This window comes from Bacillus sp. FSL H8-0534 (assembly GCF_038005885.1).
GTDB classification, from domain to species: domain Bacteria; phylum Bacillota; class Bacilli; order Bacillales; family Bacillaceae_G; genus Bacillus_A; species Bacillus_A pseudomycoides.
The window spans coordinates 3,889,022-3,902,599 of record NZ_JBBOUC010000001.1; the positions used below are offsets into that span (position 1 = coordinate 3,889,022).

General features: G+C 36.9%; 16 protein-coding genes and 1 riboswitch. Of the genes, 8 read left to right on the plus strand and 8 right to left on the minus strand.

Features of this window, described 5'->3' with window-relative positions; genetic code table 11:
- The first annotated feature begins 103 nt into the window (after window positions 1-103).
- Together MHH71_RS19720 and MHH71_RS19725 are read left to right on the plus strand one after the other, a co-directional pair.
- Window positions 104-427, plus strand: a complete 324-nt coding sequence (locus tag MHH71_RS19720) for an iron-sulfur cluster biosynthesis family protein (RefSeq protein WP_006096284.1) — start codon at window positions 104-106, stop codon at window positions 425-427.
- A gap of 114 nt (window positions 428-541) precedes the next feature.
- Window positions 542-1,447: a DMT family transporter gene (locus MHH71_RS19725; RefSeq protein ID WP_006096283.1), complete on the plus strand. Its 906-nt coding sequence runs from the start codon at window positions 542-544 to the stop codon at window positions 1,445-1,447.
- A 28-nt stretch (window positions 1,448-1,475) separates the two neighbouring features.
- On the opposite strand, the gene MHH71_RS19730 is transcribed toward MHH71_RS19725, so the two are convergent.
- Window positions 1,476-1,697 carry a hypothetical protein gene (locus tag MHH71_RS19730; RefSeq protein WP_018782076.1) on the minus strand — a complete coding sequence of 74 codons (222 nt, stop codon included), beginning with the start codon at window positions 1,695-1,697 and terminating at the stop codon, window positions 1,476-1,478.
- A gap of 507 nt (window positions 1,698-2,204) precedes the next feature.
- Between MHH71_RS19730 and MHH71_RS19735 the strand changes: the two genes are divergently transcribed.
- The gene (locus tag MHH71_RS19735; protein ID WP_006096282.1) at window positions 2,205-2,576 is read left to right on the plus strand and encodes an ATP synthase subunit I; all 372 of its coding nucleotides are present in this window, start codon (window positions 2,205-2,207) and stop codon (window positions 2,574-2,576) included.
- A 325-nt stretch (window positions 2,577-2,901) separates the two neighbouring features.
- Here the strand turns inward: MHH71_RS19735 and pckA are convergent, their stop codons facing one another.
- The gene (pckA, locus tag MHH71_RS19740; RefSeq protein ID WP_018764584.1) at window positions 2,902-4,488 is read right to left on the minus strand and encodes a phosphoenolpyruvate carboxykinase (ATP); all 1,587 of its coding nucleotides are present in this window, start codon (window positions 4,486-4,488) and stop codon (window positions 2,902-2,904) included.
- 229 nt (window positions 4,489-4,717) lie between these two features.
- Window positions 4,718-4,840: riboswitch (SAM riboswitch) on the plus strand.
- A 164-nt stretch (window positions 4,841-5,004) separates the two neighbouring features.
- Between pckA and metK the strand changes: the two genes are divergently transcribed.
- Window positions 5,005-6,204, plus strand: coding sequence for a methionine adenosyltransferase (metK, locus tag MHH71_RS19745; protein WP_003201301.1), 1,200 nt, complete (start codon window positions 5,005-5,007; stop codon window positions 6,202-6,204).
- Window positions 6,205-6,701: 497 nt separating this feature from the next.
- Here the strand turns inward: metK and MHH71_RS19750 are convergent, their stop codons facing one another.
- Genes MHH71_RS19750 through MHH71_RS19760 form a run of 3 tightly spaced genes read right to left on the minus strand, consistent with a single transcriptional unit; the run spans window position 6,702 to window position 7,617 of the window.
- On the minus strand, window positions 6,702-7,226 hold the full coding sequence (locus MHH71_RS19750; protein ID WP_003201303.1) for a GNAT family N-acetyltransferase: 525 nt from the start codon (window positions 7,224-7,226) through the stop codon (window positions 6,702-6,704).
- Window positions 7,227-7,239: 13 nt separating this feature from the next.
- Window positions 7,240-7,431, minus strand: coding sequence for a hypothetical protein (locus MHH71_RS19755; protein ID WP_033799170.1), 192 nt, complete (start codon window positions 7,429-7,431; stop codon window positions 7,240-7,242).
- 6 nt (window positions 7,432-7,437) lie between these two features.
- Window positions 7,438-7,617: a hypothetical protein gene (locus tag MHH71_RS19760; protein ID WP_003208786.1), complete on the minus strand. Its 180-nt coding sequence runs from the start codon at window positions 7,615-7,617 to the stop codon at window positions 7,438-7,440.
- 408 nt (window positions 7,618-8,025) lie between these two features.
- On the opposite strand from MHH71_RS19760, the gene MHH71_RS19765 reads away from it, so the two are divergent.
- Complete coding sequence (locus tag MHH71_RS19765) at window positions 8,026-8,535, plus strand: MogA/MoaB family molybdenum cofactor biosynthesis protein (RefSeq protein WP_006096280.1); 510 nt, start codon at window positions 8,026-8,028, stop codon at window positions 8,533-8,535.
- Window positions 8,532-9,140: a molybdenum cofactor guanylyltransferase gene (locus MHH71_RS19770; RefSeq protein ID WP_033799169.1), complete on the plus strand. Its 609-nt coding sequence runs from the start codon at window positions 8,532-8,534 to the stop codon at window positions 9,138-9,140. Before MHH71_RS19765 ends, MHH71_RS19770 begins: the two co-directional genes overlap by 4 nt.
- 81 nt (window positions 9,141-9,221) lie before the next feature.
- Here MHH71_RS19770 and MHH71_RS19775 read toward each other — a convergent pair whose 3' ends face one another.
- The 3 genes from MHH71_RS19775 to MHH71_RS19785 form a co-directional block, all read right to left on the minus strand.
- Window positions 9,222-10,364, minus strand: a complete 1,143-nt coding sequence (locus MHH71_RS19775; RefSeq protein ID WP_006096278.1) for a glycosyltransferase family 4 protein — start codon at window positions 10,362-10,364, stop codon at window positions 9,222-9,224.
- A 12-nt stretch (window positions 10,365-10,376) separates the two neighbouring features.
- On the minus strand, window positions 10,377-10,919 hold the full coding sequence (locus MHH71_RS19780; protein WP_003201315.1) for a phosphatase PAP2 family protein: 543 nt from the start codon (window positions 10,917-10,919) through the stop codon (window positions 10,377-10,379).
- Window positions 10,920-11,064: 145 nt separating this feature from the next.
- The gene (locus MHH71_RS19785; protein ID WP_006096277.1) at window positions 11,065-11,577 is read right to left on the minus strand and encodes a gamma carbonic anhydrase; all 513 of its coding nucleotides are present in this window, start codon (window positions 11,575-11,577) and stop codon (window positions 11,065-11,067) included.
- A 74-nt stretch (window positions 11,578-11,651) separates the two neighbouring features.
- Between MHH71_RS19785 and MHH71_RS19790 the strand changes: the two genes are divergently transcribed.
- Window positions 11,652-12,455, plus strand: a complete 804-nt coding sequence (locus tag MHH71_RS19790) for an alpha/beta hydrolase (RefSeq protein ID WP_018764577.1) — start codon at window positions 11,652-11,654, stop codon at window positions 12,453-12,455.
- A 36-nt stretch (window positions 12,456-12,491) separates the two neighbouring features.
- On the plus strand, window positions 12,492-13,553 hold the full coding sequence (locus MHH71_RS19795) for a tetraprenyl-beta-curcumene synthase family protein (RefSeq protein ID WP_018764576.1): 1,062 nt from the start codon (window positions 12,492-12,494) through the stop codon (window positions 13,551-13,553).
- The last annotated feature ends 25 nt before the right edge of the window (window positions 13,554-13,578 follow it).

The following is a 13,578-nucleotide window of genomic DNA, read 5'->3' on the forward strand; positions in this document are numbered from 1 at the left end:
CATTTTATATTAGTCTTAATTTTCTGTATACAATAAATGGATAGAATTCATAAAAAGAATGGTACAATATAAGAATTATGTACTGAGGTAGGAGGGACAATATATGTACGTTACTGTAACAGATGCAGCATATAAAAAGATTATGGATACGATTCCAAGTGAAGCGAAGTTTATAAAATTATTTTATGATAATGAAGGATGCGGCTGTGTGATGAGTGGAATTATTGATTTGGTGGCTGTATCAGAGAAAGATGAACGTGATGTAGATATTGATTCAAATAAACTACAGTTTATTGCGGATCGCACAAAGCTTGTTTTTATGGATGATAAATTGACTGTTGATTTACATGAATCAGGTGGATATTTTCAATTGAAGAGTCCGAATCAGTTTTATAATCCGAATATGAAACTCCATATTCGAGTATAACTTATGAAAAAAGGAGCAAACTGTACGCTCCTTTTTCTTATGAAATTCTTCAGTTTATAAAATGTACATTTAATTAAATTTTCTGTATAATCATCTGTGCGGAGGGGATTACGCATGAGAAGATGGGGGATTGAATTATTACTTTTAAATGTTGTTATCATTTGGGGGATAAATTATACGATCGGGAAATACGGACTTGAGGAGTTTTCAGCAGTTGAGTTTACTGCGCTCCGTATGATAGCAGCAGCACCGCTACTATTATTGCTTACATTTTATATTGAAAAGTCATTGTATATGGAAAGAAGAGATATACTAAGGCTCGTTGTTGTGAGTATTGTTGGTATCATATTGTATCAAACATTATTTATGGAAACCATCAAATATACATCCGCTACGAACGCTTCCTTACTTATTTCTATTTCACCTATTTTTACAACGATGTTTGCAATCTTTCTTAAGCAAGAGAAGTTTTCTCAGCGAAAATTAGTTGGTTCTATCATAGCGTGCAGCGGTGCAGCGCTTGTGTTATTAGCTGGACATTCGCTTGTTGGGTCTTTTTACGGAAATGGAATTGGACTGATTACATCAATGTGCTGGGGGCTATATCCAGTGTTAGCAGGACCACTTATTAAAAAATATTCAGCGCTTCGTGTGACTGCATGGTCAGCAGTTGTTGGAGCGATTCCTCTTGTTATACTAAGCGGATGGCATATTTTTTCGATGCCGTTTCAAATTGAACAAGGAATGACATGGTTTGCACTATTATATTCTATTTTCTTTGTAACGGTATTCGGTTTAGTTATGTGGTATATTGGTGTTCAAAAAATTGGAGCTTCTCATACGATGGTATATATGTATATTACACCGCTTGTTGCGGTTGTATTTGCAGCGGTATGGGCGAAGGAACAGATTTCATTACAACAAATAATTGGCGGGTGTGTTATTTTTCTCGGTTTATGGTTTGTGAAATCCGAAAAACCTGGGACGCAGCCTGTCGCGTCAGAACATATATCAAAATAGGAAAACAGATCAGTCATGATCTGCTTTCCTATTTTTTTATTTTGGGTAGAAATATGAGGAACAAAATGGCAGTAATAAGTGGGATTAAGTTGAGAAAAGGTATGCGGAACAGTGCAATGAGAATAATTCCGGAGAGAAGAACACTGAGGACAGCATAGAAGATACTATGTTTTTTTGTGTACCAATATAATGAGAGTCCTATAAGTGCAGGGATAATGAGGTGAATGAGAGCCATTAAAAAATAAATCATTATACGCCCCCTTTTTTGTGTACTTATTTTACTACATGCATGTAAATTGAAAAACTGACGTAAAACCTTTCTTTTTAGGTGGGAGAGAGAATCCTGCTATGCGTAGTAGCGGTCAGAGTCCTTTCCTGCCCCATGTCAAGTTAGAACAGAGAGGAAAAGAGTGCAGGTAACTTTTGGTGCTTCGTGGCAGCGATTTTATATGTTGGAAAATGAAAGCGGATATATATACATCATATCCATATTCTTATAGATTGATATCACTTTTTTATAAATCTATGAAAAAATGTTTGCAAAAACGTCACAAAATGATCCTACTTCCAAGCTAGAAATCTTGTATAATATTATTTCTGAAAAATATTTTAACAACATAAGTGTAGTGGTTATGTTGTTTTTCTTTGAATGTAACAGATAAAGTGAAACTTTAATCAGTGGGGGACTTCCTGCCCGTTAAGGCGGGATAAAGTCTGATGATATGTAAATAAGATGATAATGATAAAGGAGAATTGCATGATTGGTATGTCACTAAGGTCATTTAAAATCCAAATGTATTATTTGCTGGGCGCGATGCTATTAGGCTGGGCGATGACACCTTTTTCTGCTCACTTTTTAGGTGTGGGGATTGGTTTACTCGTTAGTATGTATTGTGTTTGGATTTTAGGAAGACGTATTGAAAAGCTTGGAGATAGTATTGTAAAAAAGAGTAAGGCACCAACACTTGGTATGATTAATCGCTTTGCAGCAGCGATACTTGGTGCGATTATTATGTATGAGATTGAACACCATATGGTCATGTGGGCATTTGCTGTTGGAATTATGGGTGGTTATTTTTTAATCGTTATTAATTTAGGGTATTACAGTATGAAGGATGCGAAGAAATAAATACAAAAACCTTTTCTTTTAGGTAGAAGAGAGGCTCCGTCCATGGATAGAAGCGGTCAGTGCCTTTTTTCGCCCCATGTCGCGTGAAAACAAAAGGAGAAAGTGAGTGGAGAATCTGTTTTTGTTTTCGAAGCCGCGATTTATATGTTGGGAAATCAAAATATATATAGAAAGAAGCTTACGTTTTTATCGTAAGCTTCTTTTTTATTGTAAGTATGTGTAACCTATTAAGCCGCATGGGTTTTGTCGGTGAGTACGCGCACTTTTTAGGCTACAACATACTTATTCATATGAGTAAAGGGGTATTCAAACAGTAAAGGTTAAATTAAGCGATTGGACCGCCTAATTTGATCATGTTTTCAGAAACGTTCTCGAACTTCTTGAAGTTTTCTTTGAATTTACCTGCAAGTTCGATTGCTTTTGCTTTGTAAGCAGATTTATCAGCCCATGTTTGTTCAGGCATTAATACTTCATCAGGTACACCTGGTACATGAAGTGGTACTTCAAGACCGAAGATGTCATGTTTCACTGTTTCAGCGTTATCAAGCTCGCCGTTTAATGCGGCTTGCACCATTGCACGAGTGTAACCTAAGTTCATACGTTTTCCAACGCCGTATTCGCCACCAGTCCAGCCAGTGTTTACTAGGAATACTTTTGCATCATGTTTCTCGATCTTCTCACCAAGCATTTCAGCATAGCGAGATGCATCAAGTGGTAAGAATGGAGAACCGAAGCAAGTTGAGAATGTCGCTTGCGGAGATGTTACGCCGCGCTCTGTTCCAGCTAGTTTGCTAGTGTAACCGCTTAAGAAATGGTACATAGCTTGCTCTTTATTTAATTTACTGATTGGAGGTAATACCCCAGATGCATCAGCAGTTAAGAAAATAATTGTATTTGGATGTCCAGCAACACTTGGTACGACGATATTATCAATCGCATCAATTGGGTATGCAGCACGTGTATTTTCTGTTAATGTAGTATCATTGTAATCTGCAACGCGTGTTTGATCATCAATTACAACGTTCTCAAGTACAGATCCGAATGTAATGGCATCAAAAATTTGCGGCTCTTTTTCATGAGAAAGGTTAATACATTTTGCGTAGCAACCGCCTTCAATATTGAATACACCGTTATCAGACCAACCGTGCTCATCATCACCAATTAATTTACGGTGTGGGTCAGCAGATAATGTTGTTTTACCTGTTCCAGATAAACCGAAGAATAAAGCGACATCGCCTTCTTCACCTACATTTGCAGAGCAGTGCATAGATAAAATATCTTGTTCTGGAAGTAAGAAGTTCATAATAGAGAAGATTGATTTTTTCATTTCTCCAGCGTATTCCGTACCACCGATTAATACGATGCGTTTTTCAAATGAAACCATGATGAATGCTTCAGAGTTTGTACCGTCGATCTCTGGATCTGCTTTAAAGCTTGGTGCAGAAACAATTGTGAACTCAGCTTCATGATTTGTTAATTCTTCTTCAGTTGGACGAATAAATAATTGATGTACAAATAAATTGTGCCATGCATATTCGTTAACAACTTGTAATGGAAGACGATAGTTACGATCAGCACCAGCGAATCCTTTAAATACGAATAATTCTTCTTTTTCCTTTAAGTATTCTAATACTTTTGTATATAATTTATTAAAATGTTCTTCAGAAATCGGTTGATTTACAGGTCCCCAAGCAATCTTATCGGCAACCGACGCTTCTTTCACAATAAATTTATCTTTAGGAGAACGTCCTGTATATTTTCCTGTAGAAGCAGAGACGGCACCAGTAGAAGTTAATTTTCCTTCATTTCTCATTAGTACTTTTTCCACTAATTGTGGAACGCTTAATTGAACCTGTGCATTGCTTCCGTTCAGTAATTCGTGTAATCCAATTTGGACATTCACAGTACTCATATTTATATACCATCCTTTTCATTTTAATGAAATATTTCTCGTAATCCCCATCAAGAGTATAACACAATCATATAAATAATGTATACTATTTATTTATTTTTGTTTGTGCGAATGTATTATTTTCCTATTTATATTTCGTCCAACAAATAATGCGAAAAACTTGTAGGAATATGTGAATATTAATTGACAAATGAATATCATTTCTTTAGTATAGGTTGGGACGGATACTCTCTTATCCCGAGCTGGCGGAGGGACAGGCCCGATGAAGCCCAGCAACCTCACTTGTAACGGTAATAAACAAGTGAATAGGTGCTAAAACCTGTGCGAGGCGAACGGTCTCGAACGATAAGAGCGAAGGGCAAAAAGCAGTATGCAAGTAGCAAATCAAACCTTTCCTCTATATAGGAAAGGTTTTTCTTTATACTTGTGTGGGAGAATAAATGAATGTCGCAGTTTGTGGCAAATTAAGGATGAGTTCCGTACAATATATACGATTACTGTAGGGAGGTTTACCACATGACAAAACAACGTCATCTGTTCACATCTGAGTCTGTAACTGAAGGACATCCAGATAAAATTTGTGACCAAATTTCTGATTCAATTTTAGACGCGATCTTAGCAAAAGACGCAAATGCACGTGTAGCTTGTGAAACAACAGTAACAACTGGTTTAGTATTGGTAGCGGGGGAAATTACGACTTCTACTTATGTAGATATTCCAAAAATCGTTCGTGAAACAATTCAAGGTATCGGTTACACTCGTGCAAAATACGGATTCGATGCAGAAACTTGTGCAGTTTTAACATCTATCGATGAGCAATCTGCTGACATCGCTATGGGTGTTGACCAAGCGTTAGAAGCACGTGAAGGTCAAATGACTGACGCTGAGATTGAGGCAATTGGTGCAGGGGACCAAGGTTTAATGTTTGGTTTCGCATGTAATGAAACAAAAGAATTAATGCCACTTCCAATCTCACTTGCTCACAAATTAGCTCGTCGTTTAACGGAAGTTCGTAAAGATGAAACATTAGAATATTTACGTCCAGACGGTAAAACGCAAGTTACAGTTGAGTATGATGAAAATGGTAAACCAGTACGCATCGATACAATTGTAATTTCTACACAGCATCATCCAGAAGCTACATGGGAACAAATCGATCGCGACTTAAAAGAGCACGTAATCAAAGCTGTAGTACCAGCAGAATTAATGGATGAGGAAACGAAATTCTTCATTAACCCAACGGGGCGCTTCGTAATCGGTGGACCACAAGGGGATGCTGGTTTAACAGGACGCAAAATTATCGTTGATACTTACGGCGGATACGCTCGTCACGGCGGCGGTGCATTCTCTGGTAAAGATGCAACAAAAGTTGACCGTTCTGCAGCATACGCAGCTCGTTATGTTGCGAAAAACATCGTAGCAGCTGGTCTTGCTGAAAAAGCAGAAGTACAACTTGCATACGCAATCGGCGTGGCACAACCAGTATCAATTTCAGTTGATACATTCGGCACTGGTAAAGTATCTGAAGAAGTACTAGTAGAACTAGTTCGTAACAACTTCGATCTTCGCCCAGCTGGTATCATCAAAATGTTAGACTTACGTCGCCCGATTTACAAACAAACAGCAGCTTACGGCCACTTCGGACGTACTGATGTAGAGCTTTCATGGGAACGTACAGACAAAGCAGCAACTTTAAAAGAGCAAGCTGGTCTATAATATAAGAAGAAAAAAGCTTTGCGCGAAGGCGCGAAGCTTTTTTTTTTAGGCATGTTAACACACATTTGGGTAAAGTTAATCTTGAACTTTATTCAAATGTATATTGGCTAATTTGATTGCACATAATTGTGGAATCAAATTTAGGAAGTTAACTACTGTCAATAATTGGATGGGTGTTAGTGGTTTAAAATATCCCCCAAAATATTCATCACTTGTTACATGGATAAAATAATATGAGATTATTGCAGATAATATATTGCCTATTATAAAAGTGGCTGTAGTATTCAAGCATTTACAACAAAAAGCAAGTAGTGAGGTTACAAGCAGCATAATGAAATAACCAATCATAGAACGATCAGTGAAATCTTTATACATGGAAAAATATACGAACGGAAAGCAGTATACACAGATGATTAGTATAGTAAGGATTACTTTTTTATTTATTTACCACCTTAAAAAGTAGTTGTTTTACATTCTTCACTGATGGAAATTTCACATTACTTGTAGTTGTTCTGCAGCAAGGCAAACATTTCAATATCATGCCATTTCCCATTTCGGAATACAGCTTCTTTACAGGTACCTTCATGTTGAAAGCCGAGCTTTTTATAGAGAGAAATGGCTTTATCATTAAATGAAAATACACGTAAGGATACACGATGTAAGTTCAATTCTAAAAAGGCATAATTTAATAACACTGTTAAGGCTTCTTTCCCGTATCCTTGTCCCCAGCAATTCTTTTTACCGATATCAATAATACATTCCGCATTCCGATTGTGTGGATCGATGTTAATTAAAGAAGTGAGACCAATAGGAAGATGACTATCTTTTTGTTCAATGATATAACTTTTAGAAGTGGGAGAGTGGATGATTTGTTTGCAAAACGCTTCTGTTTCTTGAACGGAATGGACATCAAGATTAAGGATAGTGGTATTCATAACTTCTATATCGTTCCGCCAAAGATGATAGATGGGAATATCGTCTTCTGAAAACTTTCGTAAGCGAATTCGATTTGATTCGAACAATTCGGTATACCTCCTATTTCACCTCATTATTTTGTTTCGTGAATACTCCAACACACGAACCACAATATACTTCTCCATCAAGCTCAATATATTTTTTCATATTCGTCATCCCGCTTGGAGGGAACGGCATATGAATCCATGCTTTTTCATATGTTTGAATCTCTTTTCCGCATGATCTGCAAATTGTAGTTTTTTTGCGAAACAATGGTCATCATCCTTTCTTTTGACGCGCTTTTCCAGCACAAAATGCACTGCATAGTAAAAAGAGTGTCGCAAATCCCCAGCCGCCAATTGCTGAATATGGAACAGCATCCTTTAATGCCATCCCAGCACTGATGGAAGCGACAAATAGAAGGATAAATACCGTTGTGAGTTTTTGATAAAGTTCCATGAATGAACCTCCTAATTATGAAAATTTATTTAGTATGTATCTGGTTATTTCGTGCGATTCCTAATCCATTGAAATAAAATAAAGCAAGAGGAACCACGGTTCTCGATAATAACGAATAGAGTCGTCTAGCATGAATACGTATCATTTTAGAAAATTGATATCTAATCTATAGGTAATGAATTGGAAGGGAATTAGGATTATAAGAAAAGGAATTCATGGGACAGGTTGTTTAAGATTATAAAGAGATATAGATAAACTCCCTTTTTATGGTTATATATACTTATATTGTATCATGATGTTTCGGTTATGTAATAGATAATTGTGGATATGTGATGTATTTCATATGTAATAAAGTTTCTATACGATATGATAAAATTATGAGTAGTTCATAAGAAGGGGCGAATAAAAATGAGCGTAATAGAACATAAACAACAAGCACCCACAGAGGTTCGTTGTAAAATTATTACAATCTCTGATACACGTACAGAAGAGACGGATAAGAGTGGTAAGTTGTTAAAAGAATTATTATTAGAAGCGGGCCATATAGTAACCGCTTATAAAATTGTAAAAGATGATAAAGAAAGTATTAGGCAAGCTGTATTAAGTGGATATCATCAAGAAGATGTTGATGTTGTCTTAACAAATGGAGGAACTGGTATTACAAAGCGTGATGTTACGATTGAGGCGGTTTCGGCATTATTAGATAAAGAAATTGTTGGATTTGGTGAATTGTTTCGGATGATTAGTTATTTAGAAGATATCGGCAGCGCTGCAATGCTAAGTAGAGCAATTGGCGGAACAATTGGAAGAAAAGTTGTCTTTTCGATGCCAGGTTCTAGCGGGGCAGTTCGCCTTGCGATGAATAAATTAATTTTACCAGAGTTAGGACACATTACATTTGAGTTGCATCGTCAATGAAAAAGCTCGCTGGGATTGTATTAGCTGGTGGTATGTCGAGACGATTTGGTGAGCCGAAAGCATTGGCAAGCTGGCAAGGACATACTTTTATCGAACAGATTGTTCAAATGGTGCGGGATACTATACAAGATGTAGTTGTGATTAGTCATCCTGATATAAAAGAAAGAATTGTTACCTTAGTAGACGTTCCTGTTATAGAAGATATTCCTCCCTATAAAGGAGATGGACCGCTTGCTGGAATTGTATCGGGGATGGAGCATATAGAGACGGAGTGGTATATCGTTTCGCCTTGTGATGCACCGAACCTTTCAAATGAGTGGATTACAGCATTAATAGGACAAATAAGTGGTGAATATGAGGCAATTGTTCCGGTTATTGATGGAAGAAAGCAGCCGTTATTAGCAGCGTATCATTATCGTGTAAAAGAAAAAATATGCGTATTACTAAATGAAGAAAAACGAAGTATGGGACAACTTTTATCACAGTGCAACGTAAAATATGTGATGGAAGAGGAATGGAATGTAGCGAAAGAATTATTTGTGAATGTAAATACAAAAGAGGAATATGCGCGGTTACTGAATGAGAAAAAGAACAAAAAGGTATGACGTTATAGAGTCATACCTTTTTGCTCTTTATGAATACGATGGATGAGTTCATTGTTATATGTTTTGAGGTCAATTTTTTTATTACGCAAGTAGTTCGGTATTATTTTGGTGAAGCACCTCTTCATATTGCATGTATAAACCATGAAAAATTTCATCCCAGCTTTGTGTAGTGGCGTAGAATCTAGCGGCTATGCCCATCTGTTTACGCATTTCTTCGTTATTTAATAACTGATAAATAGATGATAAAAATGAGTTCGAATTTTTGGGCTCGCAAAGAAAACCTGTTTTTCCATCTGTAATAATATTTTTTACCCCGCCAGAATTCGCACCAACGACTGGTGTACCACATGCGAGCGATTCAAGAACGACATTGCCAAACGTTTCTGTGGCCGATGGAAATACCATGAGATCGGAGCATGCATAAGCTTCTGCTAAATTTTCTTCTTGTAAATATCCCGTAAACGTAACGTTTGCTGGTAAAGTTTCACGTAATTCTTCAGCAAGGGGACCATCTCCTGCAATGAGCCAATGAATATTATCTTTTCGCTCTTTTATTGTTGTGTGAATCAGTGTACGCAGTGTTTCGATATCTTTTTCAGGGGCAATGCGTCCGATATAGGAAAGAATGTATGGAGCAGTAATATTATATTTTTTTCGGAATAGGTCTTTATTGTAAGACTGATGGAAGAGGGAACAATCTACGCCGCGCCCCCATATATATAAATTTCGAAATCCCTTTTGAGTTAATTGCTGTAATGTTTCAGGAGAAGGGACAAAGTTTTTTTGCATACTACTGTGAAACCACTTTAAATAATTCCATAACATATTGGAGAAAAATTCAATTTTATAATATTGCAAGTAGGAATCAAAGTCAGTGTGATAAGAACCGACAAGAGGGATATTTAATTTTTTCGCGTAATACATGCCGCATAGCCCCATGTTAAAAGGAGTAGCGACATGAATGATATCCGGCTGAAAGTTAAGAAGTTCCCGCTTAATACGCGGAGTTGGAAAAGCGAATCGACATTCTGGATACAGTATTTTTAGCGGAATACTTCTCATTTTATTCACATTGGCTACGAAATCATCTTCTGCTGTATGTTGCGGTGCGAATACGGAGTAAGCAATATTTTGTTTTTGAAAATAAAGGGTCAAACGATCTAGTGTGTTTGCCACGCCATTTACTTGCGGTGTAAATGTATCAGTAAATATGGCGACTCTCATCCAATCTCTCCTTTACATGAAAAATGGAATGAATTGATAAAAAGAGATGATGCCAGAACATGTGCCAAGGCACATACCTACAAATACATCTGATGGATAATGAAGCCCGAGATAGATGCGGGAAATTCCTACAATAATTGCTAATAGAAGTAAAACGACTAATAAGTTTGGATCATAACAAATAAATGGAACAACTACCGAAAAAATAGCTGTTGTATGACCTGACGGAAAAGAATGATCTTTTAATGGATGCGATGGATATTTTGCATCTTGAATTGTTAAATAAGGCCGTTTGCGTGGATACCACCTTTTTAATATTTGCACAGGAATATGACTAATTGTTAATGAAAGAGCTGCTGTAATTGCTGCATCGTGCAGAGGACCCTGTGAAAATATAAGAAAGCATAACGTGAGCGAGATGGAAAAGATTGCACCACCGATATGTGTAATGGTACGGAAAAAGATATTTAATGTTTTTTGATCAAAGTAACGGTTAATTCCTTTGAAAATGTAACATTCTATTTTATATAAGGAGCTGCCGGATTTAGCTTTCATGAAATCTCTCCCCCTCATTTACATATATATTGAGATTATATCTTCTATTTTAATAAGACTTTATTGAGGGAATAATAAGATTTTGTAAAGAAAACGTTAGAGTTTTAACGAAAAAAGCTGCCATCGTGGTGGCAGCAAGTAGAGACTATTTTTGCAGTGACTTATAGTACTGTCCTTTTTCAACATATTGTTTGCGAATGCGTTCCATATCTTTGTGATCTTTATCTGTTAATTCGCGAATGACTTTTGCCGGACGACCGAAAGCCAGTGTATTAGGTGGAATTTTCTTTCCTTGTGAAACTAAACTACCAGCACCGATGAATGCACCTTCACCAATTTCAGCACCGTCTAAAATAATAGATCCCATCCCGATTAAAGAGTCTTTTTTTAAGGTACAGCTATGTAAAATAACTTGATGTCCAACTGTTACATCATCTTCTAAAAGAAGAGGGTACTGTGGACTTTGATGAAGTGTACATTGATCTTGTACATTTACGCGGTCTCCAATTATTACCTTAGACACATCACCACGAATGACTGTATTAAACCAAATGCTTGATTCTTCACCAATTGTGACATTGCCTGTAATCGTAACATAGTCAGCGATAAAAGCACTACTCGCAATTTTTGGATTTTTATCTTTATAAGGATATATCATGTAAAGCCTTCCTTTCCTAGAAACTAGTTTTAGTGTATCAAATTAAGGAAAAGAGTGAAATGGAGGAGTTTCGTATGTGGAATTATGAAGCGGAAGCAGCCAAAGCGGTAATCGTGATGGTGCACGGTGCGATGGAATATCACGGACGTTATGAGGCGCTAGCAGAAATGTGGAATCATTTCGGGTATCATGTTGTCATGGGAGACCTTCCAGCTCATGGAACAACTTCAAGAAATAGAGGACATATTGACTCATTTGATGAATACATAGAAGAAATAAAATTATGGGTGAAAGAAGCAAGAAAGTATCGGCTACCTATTTTTTTATTTGGACATAGTATGGGCGGTCTTATTGTCATTCGAATGATGGAAGAAACGAAGAGAGACGATATAGATGGAATTATATTAAGCTCGCCATGCTTAGGTGTATTAGCTGTACCTGCTGCTCCGCTTCGAGCTGTTTCAAAGGTGTTAAATATTCTCACGCCAAAACTTCAATTTCCCACCAAACTTACAGTAAACATGTCAACGAGAAATAAAGAAGTTCGCGATGCGATGGAAAATGATTCATTGTTCTTGCGCAAGGTATCGGTTCGTTGGTATAGTGAATTGATAAAATCTATTGAGATTGCTCATGACAAAATAGATGAGTTTCCAGACGTTCCGCTCTTGCTAATGCAGGCATGTGAGGATAAAATTGTAGATAAAACACGTGTCCGTAAATGGTTTGATAACTTAAATATTAGTGATAAGGCATATAAAGAATGGTCAAATTGTTACCATGAGCTATTAAATGAGTATGAGCAAGATGAGATTTTGAACTATATCAAGTCATTTACTGAAATACATGTAAATAACATAATAGAAACAAATAAATAATTATTTGTACATTTAATAGAGGAGATGAAGGAAGAAGTGAACGTACCGAGTAATCCCATAACGCTCATGGCGAAAGTATACCGTGATGTGTTTCCGGTTGTACACCATGAGCTAGCGATGTGGAAAGAGCGTGCCTACCATATTCCAAATGACGAACTTCATAGTCAAGCGATTGCAAGTATTGAGCATAAAACATTTCATTGTGAAGGCGGTGGTATTTTAGCGCTGCTCGCAAATGAACAACGCGAGGAATGTATTCGTTTTATTGTGGCGTATCAGACGATTAGTGATTACTTAGATAATTTATGTGATCGTAGTACATCGCTTGATCCGAATGATTTTGCTGCACTGCATGAATCAATGCTGACTGCATTAACACCAGAGAGTGAAGGAAGCAATTACTATCGTTATCGAGATGATCAAGATGATGGTGGTTATTTAGATGAGCTTGTTGCAACATGCCAAGATGTTTTAAAGAAAACGAAGCACTATGATAAAATCGCTCCGATTCTTCACGAACTTGCTTGTTATTATTGTGATTTACAAATTCATAAGCATGTGAAACTAGAAGAAAGAGAACCGCGCTTACAAACATGGTTTGAGGCTCATAAGGAAAATGTACCGCCAATGAGCTGGTTTGAATTTTCGGCATGTGCAGGATCAACACTTGGAATCTTTTGTCTCGTGGCGTATGCGTTTCATGATGAATTACTTGATGAAGATATTGCAAAGATTAAGCAAGGTTATTTCCCGTACGTACAAGGGCTTCATATTTTGCTTGATTACTTTATTGATCAAGAAGAAGACCGACTTGGCGGGGACTTAAATTTCTGTAGTTATTATGAAAATGAACAAGTCGTATTAGAGCGAATGAAGCATTTTGTGGAAGAAGCAGAAAGAAATATTGGTGGCTTACCACATGCGAAGTTTCATCGCCTTATTAGCCGCGGTCTCCTTGGGATTTATTTATCTGATCAAAAGGTATCAGAGCAAAAGAATATGCAGCAAATGGCACGGCGCATCGTGAAATATGGTGGATTCACTTCACGATTCTTCTATTGGAACGGGAAGATGTACCGAAAGAAAATGGCGCAGTGATAGAAATAGAAAAAGATGTGCATTT

Excerpts from the sequence above, each read along its gene's own strand:
- MHH71_RS19720 (WP_006096284.1), top strand. The coding sequence starts at position 104 with ATGTACGTTACTGTAACAGATGCAGCATATAAAAAGATTATGGATACG.
- MHH71_RS19725 (WP_006096283.1), top strand. The coding sequence starts at position 542 with ATGAGAAGATGGGGGATTGAATTATTACTTTTAAATGTTGTTATCATT.
- MHH71_RS19730 (WP_018782076.1), bottom strand. The coding sequence starts at position 1,697 with ATGATTTATTTTTTAATGGCTCTCATTCACCTCATTATCCCTGCACTT.
- MHH71_RS19735 (WP_006096282.1), top strand. The coding sequence starts at position 2,205 with ATGATTGGTATGTCACTAAGGTCATTTAAAATCCAAATGTATTATTTG.
- pckA (WP_018764584.1), bottom strand. The coding sequence starts at position 4,488 with ATGAGTACTGTGAATGTCCAAATTGGATTACACGAATTACTGAACGGA.
- metK (WP_003201301.1), top strand. The coding sequence starts at position 5,005 with ATGACAAAACAACGTCATCTGTTCACATCTGAGTCTGTAACTGAAGGA.
- MHH71_RS19760 (WP_003208786.1), bottom strand. The coding sequence starts at position 7,617 with ATGGAACTTTATCAAAAACTCACAACGGTATTTATCCTTCTATTTGTC.
- MHH71_RS19765 (WP_006096280.1), top strand. The coding sequence starts at position 8,026 with ATGAGCGTAATAGAACATAAACAACAAGCACCCACAGAGGTTCGTTGT.
- MHH71_RS19770 (WP_033799169.1), top strand. The coding sequence starts at position 8,532 with ATGAAAAAGCTCGCTGGGATTGTATTAGCTGGTGGTATGTCGAGACGA.
- MHH71_RS19775 (WP_006096278.1), bottom strand. The coding sequence starts at position 10,364 with ATGAGAGTCGCCATATTTACTGATACATTTACACCGCAAGTAAATGGC.
- MHH71_RS19780 (WP_003201315.1), bottom strand. The coding sequence starts at position 10,919 with ATGAAAGCTAAATCCGGCAGCTCCTTATATAAAATAGAATGTTACATT.
- MHH71_RS19785 (WP_006096277.1), bottom strand. The coding sequence starts at position 11,577 with ATGATATATCCTTATAAAGATAAAAATCCAAAAATTGCGAGTAGTGCT.
- MHH71_RS19790 (WP_018764577.1), top strand. The coding sequence starts at position 11,652 with ATGTGGAATTATGAAGCGGAAGCAGCCAAAGCGGTAATCGTGATGGTG.